Source organism: Mesorhizobium sp. M1027, from assembly GCF_040318745.1.
Lineage (GTDB): Bacteria > Pseudomonadota > Alphaproteobacteria > Rhizobiales > Rhizobiaceae > Mesorhizobium.
Window position 1 is genome coordinate 44,450 of record NZ_JAMYMW010000011.1, and the last position, 24,988, is coordinate 69,437.

Below are 24,988 nucleotides of genomic sequence, written 5' to 3' on the forward strand. Positions count from 1 at the left end.
CTGAGTTGATAAGAAAAAGAATACATACATTAAATATAACGAATTTTTACTACCATTTTGAATTTGAGGGGTTCACATCAAAATGGGCAAAGCAAAAATAGCTTCTGGATTGTCGTTCAGCGAAGTCCGGATCGGAACGGTCGATGGCGGAGAAGCCGGAGTTCTGGTGTGGAAACGCGACCAACTGGTGGCGGTCCTTACCCAGATCGACGAGGAAGTCTACTCCACGAAAGGCAAATGGTTTCTCGAGACGGGATTCGGGCTGCTGAGCGGGCAGCACAAGAATTTCGACACGATCGAGGAGGCCATACGATGGGTTGGCAGACACACCTATCCCGAGCCTGCTTAGACTGCAGATTGAGCGGCCGATTCCGCGGCAGCAATTAACCCGACTTACGCTCAACTGGGCAAACTGACGATCGTGCCGAAGACCCATGACGGAGGCCCTTCGACTTCCGGGACCCAAGGCAGGCAGCATTATGCCTGGGTCACTCTTGAGCCAGAGTTCCTTCCGCGAGGAGATCGTTGACCTTGTAGGCGACTTCCGTGCGGTTGGTCGCCTTCAGCTTCTTCATGATATTTCGGATGTGGACCTTCACGGTGCTTTCGCGCAGATTCAGTTCGTAGGCGATGATCTTGTTCGCCTTGCCGCGCCGAAGCGCTTGGGCAACCTCGGCCTGCCTGAGCGTGAACATGCCTGTCAAAGGCTGCGTGTCGCGACTGCCCGAATCTATCAGGTGCCGCATGGAAAGGACACTGCTCGCTGGCACGAAGATGCCGCCCGCTGCCGCAAGGTTGATAGCCTCGACACAGACGTCGATACCGACTGAGGTCGGAATGTAGCCGCGTGCGCCGCATTCGAGAGCGGTCAGTATCTGTGCAAGCTCTTCGGTGTCGGCCAGGATGACCACAGGAACTGATTTGAACTCGGACGAAATATGACTGATCTCGTCTGCGATGCCATGATCGGTGACCTTCCGGCCGCCAAGGTTGAAGAGTATGGCTGCAAGGGGAAGGGCCGAACCCTTCTTCACGCGCCATTCGCCGATCGAACCCATGGCGACGACCTGCATGCCGACATCGTGGTCCACGAGAGCCGATGCGAGACACTCGCGGTCTAAGGCTCTTCCGTCCAGGATGAGGAGACATTCCCTGCCTGCTTGCCCGCGGACGCTTTCCGTTCCGTCGGACGGAACTCCTGACCGATTGGCCGAAGTGTAGTTATGCAGTTCTGCTGTGGAATCCATATCAATACCCACTCTTTCCCGAACAAGCCGCCTTGCGGCGGCCGATATAGTATCCTCATTCCCTAGCATTGAAGGTTTGATACCACGCCTTGTGAAAGGTCGAGGCTCGATTACCCCACTAAACCCTTTTGCAGTTCTCCGCCCTCAGCGAGACCAGCTTGGGAAGTGTAAGGTTTATTATTAAGCAGTCTCTAACATAGGTTGTCTTTTCATAATTTTTAGACAATCCCATGCCGAGCTGGACTGCAATCTGGCTGAAGACGCAGGCATGGACCGCCGCAGGCACTAGCGATCGACGTTCGACTGCCTGCTGGCGATGGCCAAGCGGCCCAACGCTTTAGCTCGAGAACGCTTGGTCTACCTGTACTATGTGGGCACTTGCAGATATTTCGGCAGTGCGCCGGTCCTCGCGACAGACCGTGTTGCCGTCGCGGCTGCCGCCGTCGAGACATACGCGGCCCTGCCAGGTATGCGGCGCACGACCAGTTGTCCGCAAACGTCGTGTCTCCCAGCGGAAAATTTACTGATGGCCGATGCGCTGCCGCTCGAACAGAGATACCCGTTACCTGAGATACTCTTTATCGAATCCGGCTGTTTCAACCAGCTTCTTGCGGTTGATCACCTCTACATGGCCTGACTTGAAAGAGACGAGATCGGCCTTGCGAAGTTCCCTTAATGTTCGGTTGACGTGAACGGTGGTCATTCCAAGAATGTCGGCCAGTTCATTTTGGGTAAGGGGACAATCATATCTTCCATGGGCCGACAGCCCAACCATGGAGAGCCTCTCCTCCAACTCGAGCAGGAAATGGGCCGTGCGCCTCATCGCGTTCCGCCGCCCGGTATTCATAAGATGTTCGGCAAGGATGGCGTTCAGGCGGGCCAGGGAGTAGGCGATCTTCTTGCCGAGGCGGCCGTCCGACAAGATCGCCTCTACCAGTTCCTTACTGGAAATTTCATAAACGGCTAGTTCGGTTATGGCCGCCAGTGACGCTAGACGGGGTCCGTCCGCACCACGGAAACCGACAATGTCCCCCCTAAGAGGAGTGTCGATGATCTGCCGTTCTCCGTCCAGTAATCCCTGGTAAAGGATGGCCCAACCCGATTTTACGATGAATATCTCGCTGTTGTCGTCATCCTGGCGGCATATCACCGAATGGGGTTTGTAGATTTTTGCGGTAACACCGAGAAAATCGTCGTTCCCCCACTCGTTCTTTGACAATGTCCCCCCTATGGGATGAGAGCTTATGAACTGCAATAATGTTTGCATGGAGTATCACGAGGCTGCTTCTATTTCCCATCACCTTCAATGTAATCTCCATTATCTCCCGGATAATTTCGACAGAACGACCTCTTACCCTAGGGGCAGGCTGGCCCACTGTCCTCGTCTGTTTGAATGAGGTAAACTGCGTCTAGCTAGGGGTGCTGCAAGGGCGGTTAAGCCTCCGAGTATCCACCGTAAGGAGGAGTGCCTGCCGCGTCCTGCAGTTGCGGGATCTTAGGCTACGCCCTTTGGCTCTCTTGCCCGGAATACCCACCTGCCGAAAGATGAGCCGCCGGACAGCGTCCTGCGTGCGCACACCAGGGCCAAACCAAGCGGGAGGGCCGATCAACAATGCAGGTCTCTTTACCGGGCTTGCTGGTGTGCGCGGCTATTTTGGTCGTTGCCTACTATTCCAGGGGAATGCTGATCATAGGCCTGATAGCTTCCCAGGCGTTCGGCGCGACGGCCCTCATGACCCTGACCTTTTTAGGTGGATCATCTCCACTGATCTACACCATGTTTGCGGCCCTGCTCGTCATGGCGGTTACTGCAAGGCGTCGCATCTGGTTCGACCTTGGCAGCGTATTCGGAAGCATCCGCCCTGTTTGGGTTCTCACGAGCCTCATAGCGTACGCAATCATCGGAGCATGGCTGTTTCCAAGATTCTTCGCAGGACAGACCGCCGTCTTCGTACAGTCGAAAACCCGCGGCGCCGTCGTCGAAGCTTCTCTCGCGCCGGTTTCGGGCAACGTTTCCCAGACGGGCTACTTCATTCTTGGCGGGCTCACCGCCATCGCGCTTTGTGCGCTGCTGCTGCACTCCAACAGGATCGATCAGGTCCGCCGCGGCTTCTTTCTGTGGTGCGGTCTGCACACAGGCATGGGGCTGGTCGATTTCATTGGCAAGAACGCTGGGGCGGGAGATTTGCTCTCCCCGATCAGAACCGCGAACTACGCCCTTATAACGGAGGCGGTCGAGGCAGGATTCGTTCGGATCACGGGACCTTTTTCGGAGGCCTCTTCCTTCGCTGGCGTTTCCCTCGCCTGCTTGGCATTCTGCTACACGTACTGGAGAAAGACTAAATCACGCCTTGCCCAGTGGCTGGCAGGCGTCCTGCTCTTCCTGACCATTCTGTCGACATCATCGACCGCCTACGCTGGTCTGATTCTCCTGTGCATTCCGGTCGCCTTCTCGACGTTGCTTTCGGTCCTCAGGGGGAAGGTTCAGCGCGAGGAGATACTGATAACCGCGCTAATGGCCACAGGCGTGGTGGCCATAATAGGCATCAGCCTCTACAATGCCGAGGTCCTAGAACCGTTCGTCAAGCTAATAAACGCCACCATTATCAACAAGGCGGATTCTGCCTCCGGCGAGGAGCGCACCTACTGGAACATCAAGAGCCTGCAATCCTTCCTGGACACCAGTGGCCTTGGCGTCGGTTTCGGCAGTTCGAGGGCATCGAGCTGGCCGATCGCAGTTCTGTCCCAGCTTGGCGTCTTCGGATCGCTCCTGATGACCATCATGCTCGGTGTCGTCGTCCGCGGAATGGGCCGGGTACGCAAATGGGTGGACCCGGAGACCGATGCAGTCGTGACGAGCGTCAGAAACGCTTCCCTCGCCAGCATAGTTGCCGGCTCAGTGTCAGGTGGCGGCGCCGATCCAGGCATTCTCTTCTTCACCGCATTTGCCGTCGTTGCCGCCACGAGGACGCATGCTCGGCGCACCATGGCAGCAAAACGATCAAACTGGCTACTGATCAAGCATAGCGATCAACAAGCTCGCGACGGTGATGGCGAAGCGGTCTTGGCGGAGGCCTCCGGCCGAACTGTGGCGACGATCGGCGCCGGAAAGCGTGCAGGCACAAAACCTTTTGCGATGAGCGGCTTCGCAGCAGGCAGTGGCGGCGTCGTGTGGGACAGTAACCCGGGCGCACCCAGGGACAAGCGTGCTACCAAAAAAGCAAAGCCGTCCCAGCCCCACCGGAAAGCTGCCTCGCGCACTGCCGAGGCAAGAATGCCGGAGTTCATCGCCCCTCAAATGTGCGAGACCCTGTCCCGACCCCCTGGTGGGCGCGAGTGGGTCCACGAGATTAAGCTCGACGGCTATCGAATCCAGCTGCGTGTTCAAGCCGGCGCCGTCACGCTGAAGACGCGCAAAGGCCTGGATTGGACCTACAAGTTTGCGGCAATTGCAAAAGAGGCGTCAAGCCTTCCCGATGTCATCATCGATGGCGAGATCGTGGCGCATGGCGAAAACGGAGCGCCGGATTTTTCCGCCCTACAGGCAGCTTTGTCGCTGAGGAGAACCAATGACCTTGTCTTCTTTGCCTTTGACATATTGTTCGATGACGCTGGCGAGTTGCGGCAAATGCCGCTCTGCGCCCGGAAGGAGCGCCTGAAACAGATGCTAAGCAATGTTCATCATGGGGAGGGCAGTCAGCTCGTCCGTTATGTGGAACACTTCGCAAATAGCGGTCATGCGGCCCTGCGAGTTGCGGGCATCATCTCGAAGAAGATCGATGCGGTGTACGTGTCGGGCAGAAGCGATGGCTGGGCGAAATCAAAATGTCGGTCTGGCCATGAAGTGATTATCGGGGGGTGGTCATCCACCAACGGCAAGTTTCGGTCGTTGTTGGTTGGCGTCAATCGCGGTGACCATTTCGCCTACATTGGCCGGGTAGGGACGGGCTACAGTAAGGCGAAGGTCAAGCAGCTTCTCCCACGTCTAAAGGCTGCCGAGGCTAAGACGTCGCCCTTCGCCGGCAATGGAGCCCCAAAAGAAGATCCGGCCGTATTTTGGACCAGACCGGAACTTGTTGCAGAAATCGAAATGGCGGGCTGGACACGCGGTGGCAATGTTAGGCAGGCTGCGTTCAAAGGTTTGCGCGACGACAAGTCAGCAAAAGACCTGGGAGCCGAACGCCCCGCCTACGCCGGAACATCGAGGCGCCGAACCCTCAAAAAAGGCAAGTAGTTAAGCCGGCTGGCCGGCACAGGGCCTCATGCATAGGAGACGAGCCTCATGGAAGATACCTGATTTGTTGGTTTGGATATTCACAAACAACGGATTTCGATTGCGGTGGCGGAGAGTGGACGCTCCGGATCTCATGAGATCCGGGTTCCGATGAACGGCTTTTCCGTGGCTCTGTTTGGGCGCTCCAACTTGAGAGCGTAGTCATTGCCTCTATACTAAGGCCGCTGCCAACACTTAGGCCTGCCTCAATCCGACGCCGGGAGTCCCCTGCGAGTTGAGGGAAGCGGCTATTCAATTGCGAAGCATCGGGTGGCCGCAGTTGGACCGCGCGGGCAAGGGATGATCCAGGAGCTCTTGCCTTCTGTTGTCAGATCGGCTTCCTAGTTTGGCGGGGCGTCACCTTTCGGCTCGGACAACTTTACGAGTCGGGCAGACATCGTTTGATGCTGTAAGTCACCGGGTTCGCCACCCCATCCGAGTAGCTGCGAAGGATCCGGCTGGGCTGACCACCACTTGCCTTTGTCTTGGTTGCAAAGGCAGCCAATTGGGCACCCATCCCTTGGCGATCATGTACAAAACGATCTCGCTGATGAAAGTGGTAGGCGGAAAAACAGGTTCCGAAACGCTAATCACTTGCGGTCGCATTAGTATGGCTTGGTCGTGGAATGCAAAGGCTGACCCGATGTCGTCCCGCGATGCGGTACAATCAGAGATCAAGCAAAACGTCGCCTTGTGGGCGGCTGCAGCACGCCAGGACGTAGCCTGCCGATTTGTCCTCCAAGGTCAGCCCGCCTACGTCATCCATGACGACTTCGCCGGACAGCTTGGCGATCCGGCACGTACCGCAAACTCCCTGCTGGCAGGCGGTCGGGACGTAGACGCCACATTGGCGCGCCGCTTCGAGCAAGGTCTCTCCAGGCGCGCAGTGATGCGCAATGCCGGAGCGGGCGAAGCGGACCGAAGACGAAATCTCTGAAGCCAGTACCGAACGCGAATTGTTGCCGCCTCCGAAGCTCTCCTCATGATACTGTGAAGGGGCGAGGCCGATTGCGGCCAGGCAGCCGCGTGCCGCCTTCATGTAGGATTCCGGCCCACAGGCAAAAACGGTGCGGCTGTGGAGATCGCGAACCAGGTTCAGGAGCATCTGACTGTTAATGCGTCCGGTTGGACCGGTCCAGGCTGGGTCTTCCTGACTGCAAATGCAAGTCACTTGAAGATTGGGAAAGCGAGCGGCAAGTGCGTCCAGTTCGAGCCGAAAAATGATGTCGTCCGGCGTTCTCGCACTGTGAATGAAGTGGATATCCTGGTCGGCTGCGCGGTCGGTAAGTGCCCGCAGCATCGACATGACGGGAGTTATCCCGCTGCCACCCGAAAGGAAGAGGGACTTTCCATGCGGCAGATCGTCGAGATTGAACGAGCCGAGCGGCCCTTCGATCTCGATCCCATCGCCCGGCCTCAAATTGTCATGGAGCCAATTCGAAACGAGCCCGCCCGGCGTCCGTTTCACGGTAATCTGAAGGTCGAGCGGTCGCGTTGGCGGTGACGAAACAGAGTAGGAGCGCGTCGCCGCGGCACCGTCGATTCTCAGGTGCACCAGGACATACTGGCCAGCGCTGAAGCAGAACATCCGATCTGAAGCGGGTGTGAGAACGAATGTTTTCACATCGTGCGTTTCGTCGATCACGCGCCGGCAGAGCACAAGTTGCGGCGTGCTCTGGGCCCACTGCCGATGACGCTTGGTGGGGACGAAGCCGGAAGGCCCAAAGTCGGCGTGTGCGTTCATCATTCAACTCGGGTTTGAAGTCGAGCCAAGATGCCATTTCAAAATCCGCTGAACAGCCGCGCAATCCTACCTTTATGATCGGCGATTTCGATTAAACTTCCAGTGACATGACAGCCACCTGGAGGGCTCGGATGCCTTTGCGAATAATGGGTTCGTGTTTGCGGCGCGCGAGTATCGCGGTATGGACTGGCTGGTGCAGCGTCGGCGCTCCCTCGACGAGGAACGATGGGAGTTCAGCTGTGAACCTGTGCGCATCATCGCTGCGCATGTAGCAGGTGCCGCCCGTTCGCCGCAGCATGATCTCCGCGAGAGTTTCCGATCCCGTCGAAAGCCGGCAGATCGCCAGTTGGGCCAGGAGTTCTGCGTGCGTCTTTTCCAGCACGGCGGTGTAGCCCGGGCGAATGTAGGTTTCAGGGTCGACGTCGGACAGCGTTCTGGCAGCCGTCGAAACCATCACATATTCCTCCACCATCAAATGTTCGTAGGCGATCTCAGGCAGGTAGCGAGGCGCATAAAGGACGGCGATATCCAGATTTCCCATGCTTAGGTCGCTGACCATCTGGTTCGAATAATCCGACTCGACATGGATCGAGGATTTTGGAAGCGCCTGGCACAATGTCTCGACCCATCCGGGCAGGACCGAGCGGGTCATGCCCACCTGTGCGGCGATGCGCAAGGTGCCCTCGAAACGGTTGAACGCTCGTACGTCGTGTCGAGCTTGCGACCAGGTCGACAGCAAGGACCTGGCGTAGGCTTCGAACCGCCGTCCGGCGGCTGTCGGCTCAGCACCGGCGCGCCCGCGCTGGAAGAGCTCGGACCCGATCGCGCTCTCCAGATTCTTGATCCGGGTGCTGATCGTCGACTGGGTCAACCCCAGCCGATCGGCGGTACGATTGAAATTTCGCGACTCGATGATGTCGAGAAAGGTTTCGATGTGATCTAGCTGCACGCGACCTCCGATCGAAAAAGTCGATCATATTGCGCAGGATCATAAGCTTGATCAAACAATACTCAAGGCCGAAGCTGCACTCGGTGAAATCGGCCGGCAGATCGACCAGGCTGAAGCTACGGAGCTGAGCAACGTGTTCATAGTCGACTGCGATTGTCACAATTACTGGTCAAGCGCGACCGTGTTGGAGCCTTACCTTTCCGGCCTATGGAAGGACATGTTCGTCGAAGGCGAGAAGACAGGTCCCGTTGGCGCCTTCCCGCATGGCCATCGTCCCTGGTTTCATCCGCAGGACTTCTCCCGCAAGGACGTCCGTCCGAAGACGGAAGCCGACAACTATCTCATCATGAAGGAGAAGCACCTCGACAAGTACAAGGTCGATGTGGCGATCCTGACTGGCGATGAGCCGATCGAGGCTTCCACTCTCGCCAATCCCTATTATGCCAGCGCCCTCGTCAGCGCCTATAATGACTACCAGATCGACCAATGGCTGCCGAAGGACGACCGCTTCATGGGCTCGATCATCATCGCGCCACAGGATCCGAAGCTCGCGGCCGCCGAGATACGCCGCCTGGGCAATCATCCGCGCATGGTTCAGGTTCTTGCCTCGCAAGGCTCCGTCAAGCCCTATGGCGATCCGTTTTACCATCCGATCTACGAAGCATGCGCCGAGGTGGGGCTGCCCTTTGCCATACATCTGGGCGGCCATGGCGGCGTGAATTCGACTGCGATTGCTCCTGCGCCAACGACATTCTTCTGGGAGACCCATGCTATCCTGCACATGTCGGCAATTTCGCATGTCGCAAGCATGATTGCGCATGGCGTCTTCGAAAAATGGCCGGACCTCTACTTCGTGGTCATCGAATGCGGCGTCGCCTGGGTGCCGTCGGTGCTGTGGCGCCTGGACGCAGATTACAAAGCCCTACGAAAAGAGACGCCATGGCTGAAGATGCTGCCTTCCGAATATTGCCGGCGCAACATCCGCTTTTCCACACAGCCGCTGGAGCAGCCCGCAAATATTCAGCATCTCTGGTCCACTCTCGAGGCGATGGACGGTGAAAACACGCTGATGTTTGCCTCCGACTATCCGCATTGGGACTACGACGATGCCAACACGCTGCAAATCCCTCCTGCCTGGAAGAGCAAAATCATGGGGCTGAACGCGCTGGAGGTCTACAAGCGCATCCCTCGCGCGCAAGCGGCGAATGCCGCCTGAGGAAGCACACGATGCCCGAGAAGACATACATCTGCAGAGTCGACGAGATCGAAACCGGATCTCCCTTCATCGCCAAGATCCGCAGCCTTTCGGTCGGCGTTTTTCGCATCGGAGATTCATTCCACGCGCTGCTGAATGTTTGTCCGCACCGTGGAGCTCCGCTTTGCGAGGGACCGCAATGCGGAACAACTGCACCGGTCGAAGAGGCGCAATTCATCTATCACCGCGAAAACGAGATCGTGCGCTGCGCCTGGCATGGCTGGGAATTCGACATCAAGTCAGGCGCGGCCCTGGTCGATCCGTCCGTTCGCGCGCGCACATTTCCAGTCACTGTCGAGGCGGGCAGCATCTATGTGACGGCCTGATTGAGGTGCGGATTTGAGCAGTCAGAAGAAAGGGTGATCGCAGCTAACAAGCAGATTTCTACACAGGGTGCGTGACGAACAATAACGCGGAAAATCCGCAATGGGAGAGTCAAATGTCAGAATCTGAATACAAGCTTGGTATCGCTCAAAGCCTGATTGGTCGCGGCAAGATTTCCCGTCGCGACTTCATTCATCTTGGGCTGGCCGCTGGGCTGACGCTCACCGCTGCGGACAAGCTCTTCGTCAGCACGGCGCGGGCCGAACCGCTGCAGGGCGGCTTCGCTAAGCTCGGCATGGCACATGGCGCAACGACAGATTCGATCGATCCGGCCGGCTACCTGGATACGTTCACACAGACCGCGTTCTCTGGCTCTATGTCCAACAGCCTCACCGAGGTCGACGCGAAAGGCAACGTCCAACCGGACCTTGCCGAGAGCTTTGAATCGTCGGACGGGGCCAAAACCTGGGTCTTCAAGCTACGCAAGGGCGCAACCTTCCACAATGGCAAGAATGTCACGGCGGACGACGTCGTGGCTTCGCTGCGCTATCATATGGGCGACGAAACCAAATCGGCGGCGAAGCCGCTGCTTGAGCCCGTCGCAAGCATCAAGGCGGATGGCCCGGAGACGGTTGTCTTCACGTTGAAGAGCGGCAACGCCGATTTCCCCTACATCATGAGTGACTACCATCTGGTCATCATGCCGGCCAAGGACGGCAAGGCGGATTGGGGATCGGGCGTTCGCACCGGCGCTTTCGTGCTCGAGAATTTCCAGCCCGGCGTTTCGGCCAAACTCAAGCGCAATCCGAACTATTTCAAGAACGGCAAACCCTACCTCGATGAGGTGGAGTTCATCGCCATCACCGATCTCGCCGCCCGCATGGCCGCGCTATCGACAGGGGAGGTGGACTATATTGGCCGCGCCGACCTCAAGACTCTCGGCATGCTGAAACGCAACCCCAAGGTGGAGATCGTCGAGGTCACCGGCTATGGCCACTATACCTTACCGATGAATGTCACGATGGCGCCGTTCGACAATCCGGACGTCCGAATGGCTTTGAAATGGGCGATCAACCGTCAGGAGATCGTCGACAAGATATTTCTCGGCCACGCCACTGTGGCCAACGACAACCCGATCGCGCCGGCGATCAAATTCGCTACGAATCCGCAGCCGCAACACAGTTTTGATCCCGAAAAAGCCAAGCACTATCTGAAAAAGGCCGGAATGGAAAAGCTGAAGGTTGACCTGTCGGTCGCCGATGCCGCCTTTGCAGGCGCGGTGGACGCGGCTGCGCTCATCCGCGAGACGGCAGCCCAGTGCGGAATCGATGTAAACGTCGTGCGTGAGGCCGAGGACGCCTATTGGGACAATGTCTGGCTCAAGAAACCTTGGTGCGCTTCCTATTGGAGCGGTCGCGCGACGGCCGACTGGATGTTCACGCAAGCCTTCGCCGCAGACTCCAGCTGGAACGAGTCGTTCTGGAAAAATCCCCGCTTCAACGAGTTGCTTGTCCAGGCGCGCGCCGAGACGGACGAGGCCAAGCGGGCGGCAATGTATGCCGAGATGCAGCAACTGACCCATGATGATGGCGGCAGCATCGTGCTGGTGTTCAACAATTTCGTCAGCGCCAAATCCAGCAAGCTAGCACATGGCGAGGTGGCGCCGAACTGGGAGAACGATGGACTGAAGATGGCCGAACGCTGGTGGATTGCCACTGCGTGAAAGTGCGGGTCGGACCCGCGATGGTTATTAGGCTCCGGCTTGCAACCGCGTGCCCTGACTGGTGTGGCAGGGCGGCGGCAGCAACGAGAAACGCGTACCCATGAACCCCGTCGCAAGAACGGTTCTGCAGCGCCTTGGCCTCGGCCTGGTCACGCTGTTCATCGTGTCCATCATTATCTTCTCTGCCATTGCAATGCTGCCGGGCGACTTCGCCAAGGCGATGCTCGGGCAATCGGCGACACCCGAAACGGTCGCCGCCTTCCAGCGAGAAATCGGCATCGACCGTCCGCCTGTCGAGCGCTACTTCGTCTGGGTCGGGCAGATGCTCCACGGTGATTTCGGCTCTTCATTCGCCAGTCGCACCGGGTACCGGCGTACCGTCGCCGACATCATCGCGCCACGCCTCTACAATACGATGTTCCTTGCATCGATGACCGCGCTGATTGCAGTTCCGCTAGCCCTGGGACTGGGCATCCTCGCTGCGCTCTACCGCAATGGCTGGTTCGACCGGCTGGTGAACGCAGTGACGCTGACAACGATTTCGTTCCCGGAGTTTTTCGTCGCCTATATGCTTGCCTATCTCGTCATCTCGCGCGACACGTTCATCGGATCCGAGTTCGCACAATCACTGCCACACTGGCTTGCGGTCTCATTGAACTGGATACTCAATGCAGTTCCCAAGTTTCCGACATTGTCGAATGTGAACGACCAGACGCCGTTCTGGGAGCATGTTTGGAGAGTAGCCTTGCCGGCGATCACGCTTACGCTCGTCATCGTGGCGCACATGATGAGAATGACACGAGCGGCGATCATCAACATGCTGGCAAGTCCCTATATTGATATGGCGCGGCTCAAGGGAATGTCGCCCATGGCTATCGTACTCAGGCACGCCTTGCCCAACGCATGGGCGCCGATCGTCACGGTGGTGGCGTTCAATCTGGCTTATCTCGTCGTCGGAGTGGTCGTGGTCGAAGTGGTGTTCGTCTATCCCGGCATTGGTCAGCTGATGGTTGATGCGGTCAAATCCAGGGATGTTCCGGTTGTCCAGGCCTGCGCCCTGATTTTCGCGGCGACCTACATCCTCCTCAATCTGACTGCCGATGTCATTTCCATCGCCACCAATCCAAGGCTCTTGCATCCACGATGACCAGCTACGAACCCATCGCTCAGGTTCCCAGGCTGAGGCACTCGCGCGCCACCCGGGCCAAAACGGCGCTGAAGAAAGCACCCTTCAGTGCCTGGTTCGGCATCCTCGTGATCCTCGGCTATGTCATCGTTGCGGTGTTCGCGCACTGGATCGCCCCATATGGCGAAACGCAGGTCTTCAGCGAAGCCTTCGCACCGTGGAGCCAGCAGTTCAAACTGGGAACCGACCAGCTCGGCCGCGATATGCTCACGCGCTTGATCTATGGAGCTCGCAACACCATCGGTATCGCGGTTGCGACCACATTGCTCTCCTTCGCAGTCGGCGTCTCGCTCGGCCTTCTCGCGGCATTGTACAGGGGATGGCTCGACCAGATACTGTCGCGTGCGGTGGACGTGTTGATGTCGATCCCAAGCCTGATCTTCGCCCTGGTACTGCTCTCGATCTTCGGCTCGTCGATCACCAGCCTGATAATCATCATTGCGCTGCTCGATTCCACCCGCGTCTTTCGGCTCGCACGCGCCGTCGGGCTTAACGTGGCGGTGATGGAATATGTCGAGGTGGCCCGATTGCGCGGCGAAGGCCCGAAGTGGATCATCGCCAAGGAAATCCTCCCCAACGTCATGCCGCCGCTCGTCGCGGAGTTCGGCTTACGATTTTGCTTCGTATTCCTCACGATCGCGGCACTGTCCTTCCTGGGCGTCGGTATTCAGCCACCGACCGCTGATTGGGGGTCGATGGTGCGCGAGAATGCAACCCTGATCACCTACGGGGATGTCACGCCGCTGCTGCCGGCCGGCGCCATCGCCCTCCTCACGGTGTCCGTGAATTTCGTCGTCGACTGGTTCCTCCACGCAACAAGTGGGTTGCGGGATGAAAAATAGCGCCCCCGGCTTGCGCGAAAAAGGCAAGGATCTGCTTCAGATCCGCAATTTGCATGTGGAAGGCTTCTCGGACGAGCGGTGGCATCCCATTGTCCGCGGGGTCGATCTGGCGCTGAAGCGGGGGGAGGTTCTTGGCCTGATCGGCGAGTCTGGCGCCGGCAAATCCACCATTGGCCTTGCGGCGATGGGCTACGCCAAGCCGGGCTGCCGGATCACAAAGGGCTCGATCCTGTTCGACGGTATCGATCTTCTGGCAATCAGCGAAACAGGACGTCGCCGCCTCCGAGGCTCGCGCATCGCCTATGTCGCGCAAAGCGCCGCGGCCTCTTTCAATCCAGCCCACCGACTCCTCGATCAGACTGTCGAAACTGTGGTGGCTCATGGGATTGCCAGCCGAGAAAAAGCGAACCGGAGTGCGGTCGATCTCTATCGCCGTCTTCAGCTTCCAGATCCGGAGACCATCGGCTTTCGCTATCCTCATCAGGTTTCCGGCGGACAGTTGCAACGGGCAATGACCGCGATGGCAATGGCTTGCCATCCGGACCTCATCGTCTTCGACGAACCAACGACAGCGCTCGATGTGACGACACAGGTCGAAGTTCTCGCCTCCATTCGCAATATCGTGGAGGAATTCAACACCGCTGCAATCTATGTGACGCATGACCTGGCGGTGGTGGCGCAAATGGCGGACCGCATCATGGTTTTGCGCCATGGACTTACCGTGGAGGAGGCAGAAACGCGCCAGATGCTCGCCTCGCCCAGCCAGGAGTATACCAGAACGCTCTGGGCCGTGCGCAAGCTCGCAAAGCCCGAAGTTCCGGCCGATGACTATCTGCTTACGATAGACAACGTCACGGCGGCCTACGGCCGAGCGGTCAAGGTGCTTCAGGATGTCTCCATCAAAGTTCCACGTGGAAGAACAGTGGCCGTGGTCGGCGAATCCGGTTCCGGGAAATCGACGCTCGCCCGCGTCGTTACCGGCCTGCTGCCACCGCTTTCGGGGTCGATTTCCTTTGCCGGCCAGACCCTTTCCAAGACCCTGAAGACGCGCCCAAAAGAGATCCTGCGCCGCATACAGATGATTTATCAAATGCCCGACAACGCACTAAATCCGCGCCAGACGGTCGAAGAAGTCATAGCTCGGCCGCTTGAGTTCTACCTTGGCCTCCAGGGTGCGCAGAGGGACCGGCGGATCGACGAACTCATGCACATGGTCGAGATGAGCGAAACTTACCTTGACCGTCTGCCGGCCGAACTATCGGGGGGTCAGAAGCAGCGCGTTTGCATCGCTCGGGCCTTGGCCGCCGACCCGGAACTCATTATCTGCGACGAAATCACGTCCGCGCTCGACCAGATTGTGCAAGAGGAAATTCTGAAGCTGTTAATGCGGCTTCAGCGCGACCTCGGCATGAGCTACATTTTCATCACCCATGACATTGCCACCGTGCGAGCCATCGCCGACGAAATTGTGGTCATGCACCAGGGTAAAGTCGTTGAGCAGGGATTAAAGAGCGAAATTCTCACGCCGCCGCATGCACCCTATACCGAACGGCTTTTGTCCTCCGTGCCGGAAATGGATCCGGACTGGCTCACAAGGCTGCTCGCCAGCCGGAGGATGTGATCGTCGGGCAAAGTGTTCTTCCATATCGCCAGGACTTATAGGCTTCGCGGTGGGCGCTGGGCGAAGCAGCGGTCGATCGCACCGTCCATACGAGGATAGCGAGCCTTTGCCGCCGTTCGGCTTCTGAAATGATGATTGAACACGCGCAATTCGGGAGCCAATAGTCCATGCCAACAAGAAGCGATGCTAGTGAAGCGCGCCGGTGGTTTGCCGAAGACCTGCGTGTCTCGTCACCGGTCTTGCACAACCCTGCGGTCATCGAGGCCTTCGCAAAGGTTCCGCGCGAACACTACCTTGGCAACGGACCATGGCGTATCCATTCGAGATTGCAGATCGGGGCGGTCCATACCAGCCCTTCAGCCGCACTTCATGAGATTTACCACGACGTTCTGGTCTCACTTGACGAAAAGCGCGGATTAAACAGCGGTTTGCCGTCGCTTTGGGCCTTGGTTTTCGACCATGTGAACATCGCTCCCGGCCAGACCGTCCTTCAGGTAGGCGCCGGTGTCGGCTATTTCACCGCCATCCTCGCTGAACTGACGGGTTCTGAAGGACGCGTGATTGCCTATGAGATCGACGAAGAACTCGCCCGGCGCGCGCAAAGCAATCTTGCTCATTATGCCCATGTCGAAGTGGTATCCGGTGATGCAACGCAGGCAGTTGATCTGCCGGACCTCGATGTCGTTGTCGCCTTTGCCGGAGTGACGCACGTGCCGGAACGGTGGCTTTCAAATTTGTCCGACGCTGGCCGGATGGCGCTGCCGTTCACGGGCGAAGACCAACGAGGCTTCATGATGCTTCTGGAAAGGGCTGGCGATACCTTTCCCGTACGATCACTTGTGCCATGCGGGTTTTACCCCTGCAGCGGAGCCAGGCGCAGTGACGAAGAAAAGGCCTTGATGGCCGCCCTCAAGGCTGCGCGAGGCAAGGTTACCCGTCTCGCGCAATATCACCGAGGGCGACCAAAAAATGGCAGCGAGAACGCTTGGTTGGTGACCGACACATACTGGATTTCGAAAGCCTAGAGATCGATGTCGAACTTGCGTGTCACCGTAGTAGCGTGCGGCACGGCATTCCACGAACGATCTATACCATCGGGAGCGGTCCGAAACATCATTGCGTCCTGAGTTTCCCCGATCCGCGCGTGCGGATTGCAGGCGCGGTCCTGGCCGGCTGCAGCACAGGCTTTCTCTTGTCCGACGACTGACCAGACCCACGCGGGGTTGAAAGCGGCGGTGCTGTCTTGGTCAGGCCGGACGGCTTTGTCGCGTGGCGGTCATCGCACGGCGTGCCTGATCCCGTACAGGTGCTGATCGAAACACTTGACGGGTTTGGTTTCCGCACGCAGGCACACGAACACCGTCGGTGAGCGCGCGGATACCTCCTGCGTTCCGCCGCGCCGATGGGCCACCGTGGCCTTGGCAGACCGAATGTCGCCATTACCGCAAATGGTCAATCAAACCGTTCAGCAGGAGCAGCAACGCCCCAGCGACGACAGCCGCGGCGGCATCGTCCAGCATAATGCCGGCCCCACCCCTTACCTTGTCGTGCATGATACGGATGGGCCAAGGCTTGACGACGTCGAAAAACCGGAAAGCAAGGAAGCCTGCTGCCCACCAGAGTGGGTCGATCGGAAGCATGGAAAGTGTCGCGGCGGCGCCGAAGGTCTCATCGATGACGACGATCTGCGGGTCCTCCGTCCCGGTTCGGGAGATGACATGCGACGACGCCCATACGCCGACGGCGAACAGGGCCGCATAGGCAAGCACAGTCAGCCAAGGCGATGCCGGTATCAGAGCTGCGGCAACAGCCACTCCAACCATTGCGCCGGCCGTGCCCGGCCATATTGGAGATAATCCCGCGCCAAGAGAGGTCGCGAGCAGGTAAGCAAACTTGGGTGAAAATCTATGCATCGAGTTTCGGCCGGCTTCCGACGGATGGCAAGCAGTCATAGTCACATCGTTCGGGCGCGGCCGCCAGACCGCCGGTCGATTTGCGCCGTCGGCTTGGCGAGCGCCTTAATCCGCCGGCCGCATTCGCCGAAAGAAATCGCTGTTGCGGCGAGTTGGGAATGTTGCTGAGCCCGGTCTCGGCCCGCTTTGACCAATTGGAACGGTAGCGACGGTGGAACAAACCCGCAAATTGCTGGTAAAGCTCGGTGAAACGACATCATCAGAGGAGCCGCCATGATCGCCGGTCTCATGAAAAGTCGCATCGACCCGCTATGGGAGCAGGCCGCTTCTCCGCTGATCGGGATCGGCATGACGCCGAACCAGGTTACGGCCAGTGGGCTCGTGCTAGTCGCTTTGTCGTCGGCGGCCTACGTCTATCACCATTCAAGCCTTGCCTTTGGCCTTTGCCTGGCGTTTGCCTTCACCTTCGATGCGCTGGACGGTGCTGTCGCCCGCCGAACAAATATGATCACCAAGGCCGGTGGCTATTTCGACGCTGTCGTCGACCGCTATCAGGAATTGGCCGTCTTTGCGGCTATCGGCTGGGTCGCCGATCTGTGGGCGATCGCAATGGTCGCGTTCGCCGGCGGGATACTCACAAGTTACGCCAAGGCGCGGACGGCGCTGGAAATCCCTGTGGAAAACTATGGTTGGCCGGATTTCTTCGAGCGGATGGAACGTCTGGTTTTCATTTGCGTGCTGCTCGCCGCCGACGGAGTCGCGGCCGCCCTGGGCGCGGCATCGCCCTGGATTCTGGCGGGTGGGTTCGCGCTTTACGCAGTGCTGGCCAACGCCACAGCGCTGCAACGGATCAGTCGCGCATTCACGATGCTGAAACGAGCCGACGGAAAGCAGCCGTGAGACTGCAGCCCACTTGCGCGTAGTCTCACATGAAGGTATATCATGCTTCACATGAGGAGGCAGTGATGATGCTGGCGTTCGGAAATGTCGCCGACGTGCTGGGCTTGCCGCCCAAGGAAACGGCTGCACGGTCGCCATTCGGGCTGATGGCTCGAATTGAAGACGGATTGCCCATCGGCGCGCTCGAACGCGTCTCACAATTGCTGGCACCGGCCGATGCCCAGTTCAAATATCGCCTCGTTCCAAAGGCAACCTATGAACGTCGCAAGAGGGGTGCTCTTCGACTGTCTTCGGAAGAGGGCATGCGGGTGGCACGAGTTGCTCGTGTATGGGACTTGGCCCTCGACGTCTGGAAGGTCGAAGATGAGGCTCGTGACTTTCTATTTCGGCCTCATCCCATGCTGGAAGACCGGCGCCCGATCGAAATGGTCATCCAAAACGAGATCGGCGCCGAGCTGGTGATCGATATCCTTGCAGGCCTGAAGTACGGCACCGCCGCTTGACGGCGCAGATACTCGATCGGACGCTGCTGTGCTTCAGGATCGGCGATCCTGCCGGCACTTATCCGATCTTTGACGCGACGGGCTCGACGATTGCGCCCGGCCGCTGGAACACGCCCGGCAGCCCGGTGATCTACGCCAGCGAGCATTATTCGACTGCCTTGCTGGAAAAGCTAGTGCACGGCAGCGGCAGACTGCCGCCCAACCAGCACTACGTCCAGATCATGGTTCCGCGCGGGCTGAGCTACGAGACCTTTTCTCAGCCGTCGCTGCCGGGTTGGGACGTAATGCCGGCAAAGGTGAGCAAGGAATTCGGTGAGACTTGGTGTATCGAGCGCCGCAGCGCGATCGTAATCGTACCAAGCGTCGTGGCTCGCCTCGACAACAACGTGTTGATCAATCCGGCCCATCCGGAGTTTGCCTTGATCACAGCCAGCCTGCATCAGCCCGTGTATTGGGACAGGCGGCTGTTCGGTTCCTGAGCGGGGCCGGGAGGGGAGGTTCCTGCCTCCTGCGGTCGATTGCTCAAACTCGTCAGCGCCAGCCCAAGCCCGGAGCGACATGGGTCAGGATCGCCTCGATGACGTGGGCATTGTAGTCGACGCCGAGCTGATTGGGGACGGTAAGCAGCAGCGTATCGGCCTCGGCGATGGCTTCGTCGCCCTTTAGCTGCTCGATCAGGACGTCCGGTTCGGCGGCATAGGAGCGGCCGAAGACGGCAAGCCTGTCTGCCTCGATGTAACCGAAATGATCTCCGCTTTGGTTGCCGCCGAAATAGGCCCGGTCGCGATCGTCGACAAGCGCAAAAATGCTCCGGCTCACCGACACCCGCGGCTCGCGCGTGTGTCCGGCCGCCTTCCAGGCCTCACGAAAAGCCCGGATCTGTTCGGCCTGCTGGATGTGAAACGGCTTTCCGCCCTCGTCGAATTTGAGCGTGGAGCTCTGCAGGTTCATCCCCAGTTTCGCCGCCCATTCGGCGGTGGCGTTTGTGGCGGCGCCCCACCAGATGCGCTCGCGCAGGCCCTCCGAGTGCGGCTCGACGCGAAGCAAGCCAGGCGGGTTGGGAAACATCGGCCGCGGGTTGGGCTGCGCAAAGCCTTTGCCCAGCAACACTTCGAGCAGCACTCCGGTGTGTCTGCGGGCCATGTCGGCATCGCTCTCGCCCTCTTGCGGGGCGTAGCCGAAGTAGCGCCATCCCTCGATTACCTGCTCCGGCGAGCCGCGGCTGATGCCCAGTTGCAGACGCCCTCCGGCGATTAGGTCGGCGGCACCGGCGTCCTCCGCCATATAGAGCGGGTTCTCGTAACGCATGTCGATCACCGCCGTGCCGATCTCGATTCGGCTGGTCTTCGCCCCAACCGCTGCCAGCAGCGGGAAGGGCGAAGGCGAGCTGGCGCGCGAAGTGATGCACGCGGAAATACGCGCCGTCTGCACCCAGCTCCTCGGCCGCGACGGCCAGCTCGACGGACTGCAAAAGCGCGTCGGCTGCCGTCCGGGTCTGTGATTGCGGCGAGGGCGTCCAGTGCCCGAACGAGAGGAAACCAATCTTCTTCATGAAATAGCCAGCCTAGAGGGAAGACAGTGCAGACTATGCTTCGACGCGGAGCAAAGCACTTCAAAAATGTTGCCCTGACGGCACTCTTGAAAGCCGCTCCGGCCGATTTGGGAGTGAGGGCAGGCGACGAGTTTTGGCAATGCAGAAGCACATGTGCTACCCGAAAATGGACGCGTGGCGAGGTGTGACGCTGGTCGACACCAACGTTCTGCTCAATCTTGTCACCAATGATCCGAACTGGGCGGATTGGTCGATCGCCCAGCTTGAGGCGCAAAGCCTGAATGGACCGCTGTTGATCAACGATGCTGTCTATGCCGAGTTGGCTTTCCGATACGGGGCGCATCGAGGATCTCGACGCGTTTCTTGACAAAGCTGTCTCGAAATCGCTCCGATACCATAGGCAGCACTGTTCCTCGCGGGAAAGGTCTTTACCCAATACTACGCGAGATCGAGCGGGTTGAGCACCGGCGTGCTGCCTGACTTCTTCATCGGCGCGCCCATGCCGCGGTCAATGGGCTGCCGCTGTTCACGCGCGATGCTGGTCGCTATCGCACCTATTTTCCATCACTCAAGCTGATCGCACCGAACTCGTGAATAGCCCGCCGAATAGGGTCCGCTAGGAAAGCGCCGCGAATGCGAGCACTATCGCGATGAGGATCAACAGCGGCCCCATCCATTTAAAATGGGTTCCAAAGTTCGTCCACCATGCCTGCCGTTGGCCGGGGCGAGCTTGAGAGGGGTCCGAGAAGAATCCGAAGCCGACGCCAGCCATCCACAACCCGGCGCAGAACATGATGAACTCGTCGATGTAATCCGCGACCACGCTTCGAAGCTTTCGAATTTATGCCGCCGCTACATGCGCCGAATTCGAGCCGATATAGTTACGGATCGTTTCGATGATCCGGTCCTGGTCAGCCTCGCTCAGATAGGGATGCATCGGCAGGCACAGGATGCGCTTCGGCAGCTCTTCCGAAACGGCAAGGCCGGTCGGGGTGCGCGGATAATCGCGATAGGCAATCTGGCTGTGCAGCGGTTTCACATAGTAGATGACCGACGGAATGCCCTTTTCACCGAGATGTGCCTTGAGCCCGTCGCGTTTCGGCGTTTCGATGGCGTATTGCGCCCAGGCCGAGCGGCCGCCGCCCAGATTGCGTGCCGCCTTGACGATATCGCCGAGACCTTCGGCATAGCGATTGGCGACCGCTTGCCGCGCCACCATCTCGTCCTCGAGGATGGCCAGCTTCTCTATCAGGATCGCCGCCTGAAGCGTGTCGAGCCGTGAATTGATGCCGACGCGGACATTGTCGTATTGCGTTTCGCCTTTGCCGTGAAAGGCGAACGAGCGCAGCTGTTCGGCCAGCGCATCGTCATTGGTGAACATCGCACCGCCGTCGCCATAGCAGCCGAGCGGCTTTGCCGGATAGAAGCTGGTCGAGCCGACGGTGCCGAACGAGCCGCACATCTTGCCGTCGGCCGAGCCCCCGGTCGCCTGCGCCGCATCCTCGATGACCATCAGGCCTTCGCGATCGGCGATGGCCATGATCGCCTCGTAATCGGCGGCGAGGCCGAACAGGTCGACGGGAATGATTGCCTTCGGCCTCAGCCGGCCTTCCGCCTTGATCATGGCGATTGCCGCCTCGAGGCTGGCGGTGTCGATATTGTAGCTGTCGGCATCGACATCGACGAACACCGGTTCGGCCTTGGTCAGCGCCACCACTTCGGCCGTGGCGGCAAAAGTGAAGCTCGGCACGAACACCGCGTCGCCCGGGCCGATGCCGGCGGCAAACAGCGGCAACAGCAGCGCATCGGTGCCGTTGGCGCAAGCGACCACATGCTTGGTGCCAATATAGGCGGCGAGCTTGTTTTCGAATTCGGTGACCTGAGGTCCGAGGATATAGCGGCCTTCGTCGACGACCCGGTCGATTGCCGCTTTCAGCCTGTCGCGGATGCGTTCGCGCTGCGCGCCAAGATCGATGAACTGCATGTCGGCCTCAAACGGTTTAGTCAGATAACCGGCCGCTGGTAGCAGACTTGGCACGGCCGAGAAAGCCGCAGGGCAAAACCCTGAATTGCTCAAATGTCGCAGCCTGTTACCGCTGACTTCCGACCTGCCCTCTTAAACGCGGGGAAATCCGGGCTTCGGCCGGCTCGATATGGACCTCACAGCCCGTCCCGCCGGGTCGACGAAACATAAAGTGATCGCGGCAGGCAGGTCCTTGAGCGTGTTGCCAGCCGGTTAGGCAATTTCATGCCGCGACGGCGGGTTGGCGCCGGCCCGCGAGACCGTCACAGCCGCGGCTTTCGCGCCGAGCGTCAGCGCCTTATGGATGGCTTCTTCCGGCAGGCCGGCGATGGCCGTCTTCGACAACAGGCCCTGTTCGTGCAAGGAGGCAAGGATGCCGGCATTGAATGTGTCGCCGGCGCCGACCGTATCGACCACCTCGACCTTGTCCGGCACGACCGTGACCCGGTGCCGGCTGCTGTAACCGACCGCGCCCTCGCTGCCGTGGGTGACGACGATCAGCTTCGGACCGCGGTCCAGCCAGTTGCGCACGACGTCCTCATGCGAGCCGGCTTCGTCGAACCAGTTCAGATCCTCGTCCGACAATTTGACGATGTCGGCCATCGCCATCATGCCGCGGATGCGCCTGAGGTGCTTGGCCTTGTCGGGAATGAAGTTTGGCCGGATGTTGGGGTCGAGCATCATCACTCGGCGCTCATGCTCGCGTCGCATGAACTCTTCATAGGCCGACCCGGCCGGCTCCGAGATCAGGCTGATGGCGCCGAACAGCATGGCCTCGATCTCGCTGCCGAGTTCCGGCAGGTCCTCGATGGTCAGCATGCGCCCGGCGGTGTTCTCGTCGTAGAAGGTGTAGGTCGCCTGGCCGTTGTTGAGCCGCACGAAGGCGAGCGTAGTCGGGCGCGGCGAGGTGTGTGCATAGGTGGAACTGACCTTGCTGGCTCCCAGTGCCTCCCTGAGCTGGCCCCCGAACAGATCCGACGACAGGCCGGAGAAGAAGGCAGCGGGCGCGCCGAGCCGGCCAAGCGCAATTGCCGAGTTGAAGACGGCACCACCAACATAGGGCGCAAAGGCCGACTCGCCCTCCGTCGTGGTCCGCGGCAGCATATCGATCAGGGCTTCGCCACAGCAGAGGATCATGAAGTCTTGCTTTCCGGCGGATAGATCACGCCCTTGCGAATGATGATGTTGGCATAAAGCCGCGGCTCGCTCGTCGCGACAATTGCATGTGCGGCCTTGACCCGTGCATAAAAGTCGGCGCCGGCAAGCGCAACCACCTTGCGGCCCGGCGCACGGCTGGCGCAGATCGCTTCCATCTCATGGTGAACCGGATCGGCGAGCAGGGGATCGCCTTTGGCCGAGGCGCGAAACAGCGCCTGCGGCACGGCGTCGTCGACCGGCAATACGCTCAATACCGCATCGAGCACCGGGACGAGATGATGACCGTCGGCGCGGATCAGCCGGTGTGCCTGCTGCTCGGCCGGGTAGTTGCCGTCGACCAAGGCTATCTCGTCGCCATGGCCCATGGCGCGCAATATCGCCAGAAACTCCGGGCCGAGCAGCGCCGGGATGCCGATCAGCATGCTCAGAAGCTCCGGGAAATCGTGGTCGAACCGATGAGGAAGCGCTCCGACAGCGGCAGGCTGGCGCCACCCAGCGCCCGCGCATGGATGCCGACGGTTCCCTCACGAATGGCCGGCAGCCTCAGGCCCTCGCCGTCGATCCGGCCGATGGCCTGGATGACGGCATCGACAAGCCGACTGCGCACGGCAAGCGGCATCCACCCGTCGATCACCGCGGCTTCGAAATCAATGACGGAGGACGCCGAAACGATGGCATAGGCGAGCGCCTGCGAGGCGCTGGCGATCCAGTCGTCGAGCTCGGCGCCGATCTCGCCCCAGTCCCCCGGTGATGTCCACAGATGCGAGGCCTCGATGCCGCGCGCGTTGAGCGCCTTTTCCAGCATGGCGATCGACGCCACGTCGATCAACTGCGTCGGCTTGCCGTCCGGCCCGGGCACGGGCATCGAGCCCAGCGCGCCGGCATTGCCGGTTGGGCCGCCAAACAACCGGCCGTTCAGCACGATGCCGCCGCCGGCAAAGGCGCCGATGTAGAAATAGACGAAATCGCGTGCCGCACCTGCCGCGTGACCGAACACGAGCTCGGCACCGCAGGCCGAGGTGGCATCGTTCTGCAGATAGACTGGAAATTCGCATTGCGCCTGGATGTCGGCGCGGATGTCGCGATGGCGCCATTCGTCCATGATTTCGCGCGGCGCGCCCGCGGTATCGGCCCAGTTCCACAATTCGAACGGCATGGCGATGCCAAGCCCGGCAATGCGCTTGTCTTGCGCCGGGGTGAGCTCGCCGCGCATCTTGTTCATGCCGCCTGTGACGAATTCCACCGTCTCGCGCGGGGCAGGGTAGCGGTAGGAATGCTGCAGCATCGAGCGTACGTTGCCGAGGAAATCGATCAGCACCAATTCGGCGCTGCGGCGGCCGATCTTCAGGCCGATGAAATAGGCACCGTCGGGATTGAGCGCCATGGGTATCGAGGGCTGGCCGATCTTGCCGCGCAACGGCGCCTGGCGGACGAGCAGGTCGTCCTCCTCCAGCTCGCGCATGATCACCGAGACCGTCTGCGCCGAAAGGCCGGTCATGCGTGCAATGTCGGATTTGGCCAGGCTGCCATGCTGGCGCACCAGCGACAGCACCAGCCGCTCATTGTGGTCCCGCATGCCGCTTTGATTGGTGCCGCGGTGCAGACGGCTTTCGGCCGCATTGGGCGAACCGTGCCTCGTAACGCCGGTCTCCACCCTGTTCCTCCGTCGTTTCCCCTCAATGCTTTTGGTCTAGAGTGGGTGAACAATCCTGCGTTGTCAATAATAAATAAGAGTGATTTAATTATTGACAGTGCTGGCGGACTGGTGTCTCTTG

Annotated in this window: 22 protein-coding genes and 3 pseudogenes; 14 read left to right on the plus strand and 11 right to left on the minus strand. The window is 59.6% G+C overall.

The window, feature by feature from the left end:
• Nucleotides 1-82 precede the first annotated feature (82 nt).
• The gene (locus tag NKH50_RS21085) at nt 83-349 is read left to right on the plus strand and encodes a hypothetical protein (RefSeq protein ID WP_352880806.1); all 267 of its coding nucleotides are present in this window, start codon (nt 83-85) and stop codon (nt 347-349) included.
• A gap of 139 nt (nt 350-488) precedes the next feature.
• Here the strand turns inward: NKH50_RS21085 and NKH50_RS21090 are convergent, their stop codons facing one another.
• Both NKH50_RS21090 and NKH50_RS21095 read right to left on the minus strand, forming a co-directional pair.
• Nucleotides 489-1,247 (minus strand): LuxR C-terminal-related transcriptional regulator, encoded by a 759-nt coding sequence (locus NKH50_RS21090; RefSeq protein ID WP_352880808.1) that lies wholly within the window; start codon nt 1,245-1,247, stop codon nt 489-491.
• Between the two features lie 562 nt (nt 1,248-1,809).
• Nucleotides 1,810-2,466 carry a Crp/Fnr family transcriptional regulator gene (locus NKH50_RS21095; RefSeq protein WP_352507556.1) on the minus strand — a complete coding sequence of 219 codons (657 nt, stop codon included), beginning with the start codon at nt 2,464-2,466 and terminating at the stop codon, nt 1,810-1,812.
• 393 nt (nt 2,467-2,859) lie between these two features.
• Here NKH50_RS21095 and ligD point away from each other — a divergent pair, with 393 nt between their 5' ends.
• A complete protein-coding gene (gene ligD, locus NKH50_RS21100) occupies nt 2,860-5,481 on the plus strand; it encodes a non-homologous end-joining DNA ligase (RefSeq protein WP_352880810.1) in 2,622 nt (873 codons plus the stop codon).
• Nucleotides 5,482-6,187: 706 nt separating this feature from the next.
• On the opposite strand, the gene NKH50_RS21105 is transcribed toward ligD, so the two are convergent.
• On the minus strand, nt 6,188-7,267 hold the full coding sequence (locus tag NKH50_RS21105) for an FAD-binding oxidoreductase (protein ID WP_352880812.1): 1,080 nt from the start codon (nt 7,265-7,267) through the stop codon (nt 6,188-6,190).
• A gap of 88 nt (nt 7,268-7,355) precedes the next feature.
• Nucleotides 7,356-8,213, minus strand: a complete 858-nt coding sequence (locus NKH50_RS21110; protein ID WP_352880814.1) for a LysR family transcriptional regulator — start codon at nt 8,211-8,213, stop codon at nt 7,356-7,358.
• Nucleotides 8,214-8,346: 133 nt separating this feature from the next.
• On the opposite strand from NKH50_RS21110, the gene NKH50_RS21115 reads away from it, so the two are divergent.
• From NKH50_RS21115 to NKH50_RS21150, 8 genes and pseudogenes are all read left to right on the plus strand, one after another.
• Nucleotides 8,347-9,429 carry an amidohydrolase family protein gene (locus NKH50_RS21115; protein ID WP_352694505.1) on the plus strand — a complete coding sequence of 361 codons (1,083 nt, stop codon included), beginning with the start codon at nt 8,347-8,349 and terminating at the stop codon, nt 9,427-9,429.
• An 11-nt stretch (nt 9,430-9,440) separates the two neighbouring features.
• A complete protein-coding gene (locus NKH50_RS21120; RefSeq protein ID WP_292653661.1) occupies nt 9,441-9,794 on the plus strand; it encodes a Rieske (2Fe-2S) protein in 354 nt (117 codons plus the stop codon).
• 113 nt (nt 9,795-9,907) lie between these two features.
• Nucleotides 9,908-11,515: an ABC transporter substrate-binding protein gene (locus NKH50_RS21125; RefSeq protein WP_352880817.1), complete on the plus strand. Its 1,608-nt coding sequence runs from the start codon at nt 9,908-9,910 to the stop codon at nt 11,513-11,515.
• A 100-nt stretch (nt 11,516-11,615) separates the two neighbouring features.
• The gene (locus tag NKH50_RS21130; RefSeq protein WP_352880819.1) at nt 11,616-12,662 is read left to right on the plus strand and encodes an ABC transporter permease; all 1,047 of its coding nucleotides are present in this window, start codon (nt 11,616-11,618) and stop codon (nt 12,660-12,662) included.
• Nucleotides 12,659-13,543 (plus strand): ABC transporter permease, encoded by an 885-nt coding sequence (locus tag NKH50_RS21135; protein WP_352880821.1) that lies wholly within the window; start codon nt 12,659-12,661, stop codon nt 13,541-13,543. The genes NKH50_RS21130 and NKH50_RS21135 overlap by 4 nt, the downstream gene beginning before the upstream one ends.
• Nucleotides 13,533-15,164, plus strand: a complete 1,632-nt coding sequence (locus NKH50_RS21140; protein ID WP_352507563.1) for an ABC transporter ATP-binding protein — start codon at nt 13,533-13,535, stop codon at nt 15,162-15,164. The genes NKH50_RS21135 and NKH50_RS21140 overlap by 11 nt, the downstream gene beginning before the upstream one ends.
• Nucleotides 15,165-15,331: 167 nt before the next feature.
• Nucleotides 15,332-16,189, plus strand: coding sequence for a protein-L-isoaspartate O-methyltransferase family protein (locus NKH50_RS21145; protein WP_352507564.1), 858 nt, complete (start codon nt 15,332-15,334; stop codon nt 16,187-16,189).
• A gap of 203 nt (nt 16,190-16,392) precedes the next feature.
• Nucleotides 16,393-16,533 (plus strand): annotated as a pseudogene (locus tag NKH50_RS21150) (aromatic-ring hydroxylase C-terminal domain-containing protein); the annotation flags it as partial.
• Between the two features lie 70 nt (nt 16,534-16,603).
• On the opposite strand, the gene NKH50_RS21155 reads toward NKH50_RS21150, so the two are convergent.
• Entirely contained in the window at nt 16,604-17,116 is a 513-nt protein-coding gene (locus NKH50_RS21155) for a phosphatidylglycerophosphatase A family protein (protein WP_352507565.1), read from the minus strand.
• 234 nt (nt 17,117-17,350) lie between these two features.
• On the opposite strand from NKH50_RS21155, the gene NKH50_RS21160 reads away from it, so the two are divergent.
• From NKH50_RS21160 to NKH50_RS21170, 3 genes are all read left to right on the plus strand, one after another.
• Nucleotides 17,351-17,977 carry a CDP-alcohol phosphatidyltransferase family protein gene (locus tag NKH50_RS21160; RefSeq protein WP_352880824.1) on the plus strand — a complete coding sequence of 209 codons (627 nt, stop codon included), beginning with the start codon at nt 17,351-17,353 and terminating at the stop codon, nt 17,975-17,977.
• Nucleotides 17,978-18,045: 68 nt separating this feature from the next.
• Nucleotides 18,046-18,480, plus strand: coding sequence for an Xre family toxin-antitoxin system antitoxin (locus NKH50_RS21165; RefSeq protein ID WP_254819913.1), 435 nt, complete (start codon nt 18,046-18,048; stop codon nt 18,478-18,480).
• Nucleotides 18,477-18,959 carry an RES family NAD+ phosphorylase gene (locus tag NKH50_RS21170; RefSeq protein WP_352507567.1) on the plus strand — a complete coding sequence of 161 codons (483 nt, stop codon included), beginning with the start codon at nt 18,477-18,479 and terminating at the stop codon, nt 18,957-18,959. Before NKH50_RS21165 ends, NKH50_RS21170 begins: the two co-directional genes overlap by 4 nt.
• Nucleotides 18,960-19,011: 52 nt before the next feature.
• Here NKH50_RS21170 and NKH50_RS21175 read toward each other — a convergent pair.
• Nucleotides 19,012-20,032, minus strand: a pseudogene (locus tag NKH50_RS21175) (LLM class flavin-dependent oxidoreductase).
• Nucleotides 20,033-20,216: 184 nt separating this feature from the next.
• Here NKH50_RS21175 and NKH50_RS21180 point away from each other — a divergent pair.
• Nucleotides 20,217-20,626: pseudogene (locus tag NKH50_RS21180) on the plus strand (type II toxin-antitoxin system VapC family toxin).
• 22 nt (nt 20,627-20,648) lie between these two features.
• On the opposite strand, the gene NKH50_RS21185 reads toward NKH50_RS21180, so the two are convergent.
• From NKH50_RS21185 to NKH50_RS21205, 5 genes are all read right to left on the minus strand, one after another.
• Entirely contained in the window at nt 20,649-20,855 is a 207-nt protein-coding gene (locus tag NKH50_RS21185) for a hypothetical protein (RefSeq protein WP_352507569.1), read from the minus strand.
• Between the two features lie 18 nt (nt 20,856-20,873).
• Nucleotides 20,874-22,016, minus strand: a complete 1,143-nt coding sequence (locus NKH50_RS21190; protein ID WP_352507570.1) for a DegT/DnrJ/EryC1/StrS family aminotransferase — start codon at nt 22,014-22,016, stop codon at nt 20,874-20,876.
• Nucleotides 22,017-22,268: 252 nt separating this feature from the next.
• Entirely contained in the window at nt 22,269-23,192 is a 924-nt protein-coding gene (locus NKH50_RS21195) for a carbohydrate kinase family protein (RefSeq protein ID WP_352647144.1), read from the minus strand.
• The gene (locus NKH50_RS21200; protein ID WP_352752383.1) at nt 23,189-23,635 is read right to left on the minus strand and encodes an RbsD/FucU family protein; all 447 of its coding nucleotides are present in this window, start codon (nt 23,633-23,635) and stop codon (nt 23,189-23,191) included. Before NKH50_RS21200 ends, NKH50_RS21195 begins: the two co-directional genes overlap by 4 nt.
• Nucleotides 23,636-23,637: 2 nt before the next feature.
• Complete coding sequence (locus tag NKH50_RS21205; protein ID WP_352705726.1) at nt 23,638-24,867, minus strand: ROK family transcriptional regulator; 1,230 nt, start codon at nt 24,865-24,867, stop codon at nt 23,638-23,640.
• Nucleotides 24,868-24,988: the final 121 nt, after the last annotated feature.

Excerpts from the sequence above, each read along its gene's own strand:
- NKH50_RS21200 (WP_352752383.1), bottom strand. The coding sequence starts at position 23,635 with ATGCTGATCGGCATCCCGGCGCTGCTCGGCCCGGAGTTTCTGGCGATA.
- NKH50_RS21090 (WP_352880808.1), bottom strand. The coding sequence starts at position 1,247 with ATGGATTCCACAGCAGAACTGCATAACTACACTTCGGCCAATCGGTCA.
- NKH50_RS21105 (WP_352880812.1), bottom strand. The coding sequence starts at position 7,267 with ATGATGAACGCACACGCCGACTTTGGGCCTTCCGGCTTCGTCCCCACC.
- NKH50_RS21085 (WP_352880806.1), top strand. The coding sequence starts at position 83 with ATGGGCAAAGCAAAAATAGCTTCTGGATTGTCGTTCAGCGAAGTCCGG.
- NKH50_RS21160 (WP_352880824.1), top strand. The coding sequence starts at position 17,351 with ATGATCGCCGGTCTCATGAAAAGTCGCATCGACCCGCTATGGGAGCAG.
- NKH50_RS21120 (WP_292653661.1), top strand. The coding sequence starts at position 9,441 with ATGCCCGAGAAGACATACATCTGCAGAGTCGACGAGATCGAAACCGGA.
- NKH50_RS21190 (WP_352507570.1), bottom strand. The coding sequence starts at position 22,016 with ATGCAGTTCATCGATCTTGGCGCGCAGCGCGAACGCATCCGCGACAGG.
- NKH50_RS21140 (WP_352507563.1), top strand. The coding sequence starts at position 13,533 with ATGAAAAATAGCGCCCCCGGCTTGCGCGAAAAAGGCAAGGATCTGCTT.
- ligD (WP_352880810.1), top strand. The coding sequence starts at position 2,860 with ATGCAGGTCTCTTTACCGGGCTTGCTGGTGTGCGCGGCTATTTTGGTC.
- NKH50_RS21195 (WP_352647144.1), bottom strand. The coding sequence starts at position 23,192 with ATGATCCTCTGCTGTGGCGAAGCCCTGATCGATATGCTGCCGCGGACC.
- NKH50_RS21125 (WP_352880817.1), top strand. The coding sequence starts at position 9,908 with ATGTCAGAATCTGAATACAAGCTTGGTATCGCTCAAAGCCTGATTGGT.
- NKH50_RS21130 (WP_352880819.1), top strand. The coding sequence starts at position 11,616 with ATGAACCCCGTCGCAAGAACGGTTCTGCAGCGCCTTGGCCTCGGCCTG.
- NKH50_RS21155 (WP_352507565.1), bottom strand. The coding sequence starts at position 17,116 with ATGACTGCTTGCCATCCGTCGGAAGCCGGCCGAAACTCGATGCATAGA.
- NKH50_RS21145 (WP_352507564.1), top strand. The coding sequence starts at position 15,332 with ATGCCAACAAGAAGCGATGCTAGTGAAGCGCGCCGGTGGTTTGCCGAA.
- NKH50_RS21135 (WP_352880821.1), top strand. The coding sequence starts at position 12,659 with ATGACCAGCTACGAACCCATCGCTCAGGTTCCCAGGCTGAGGCACTCG.
- NKH50_RS21165 (WP_254819913.1), top strand. The coding sequence starts at position 18,046 with ATGCTGGCGTTCGGAAATGTCGCCGACGTGCTGGGCTTGCCGCCCAAG.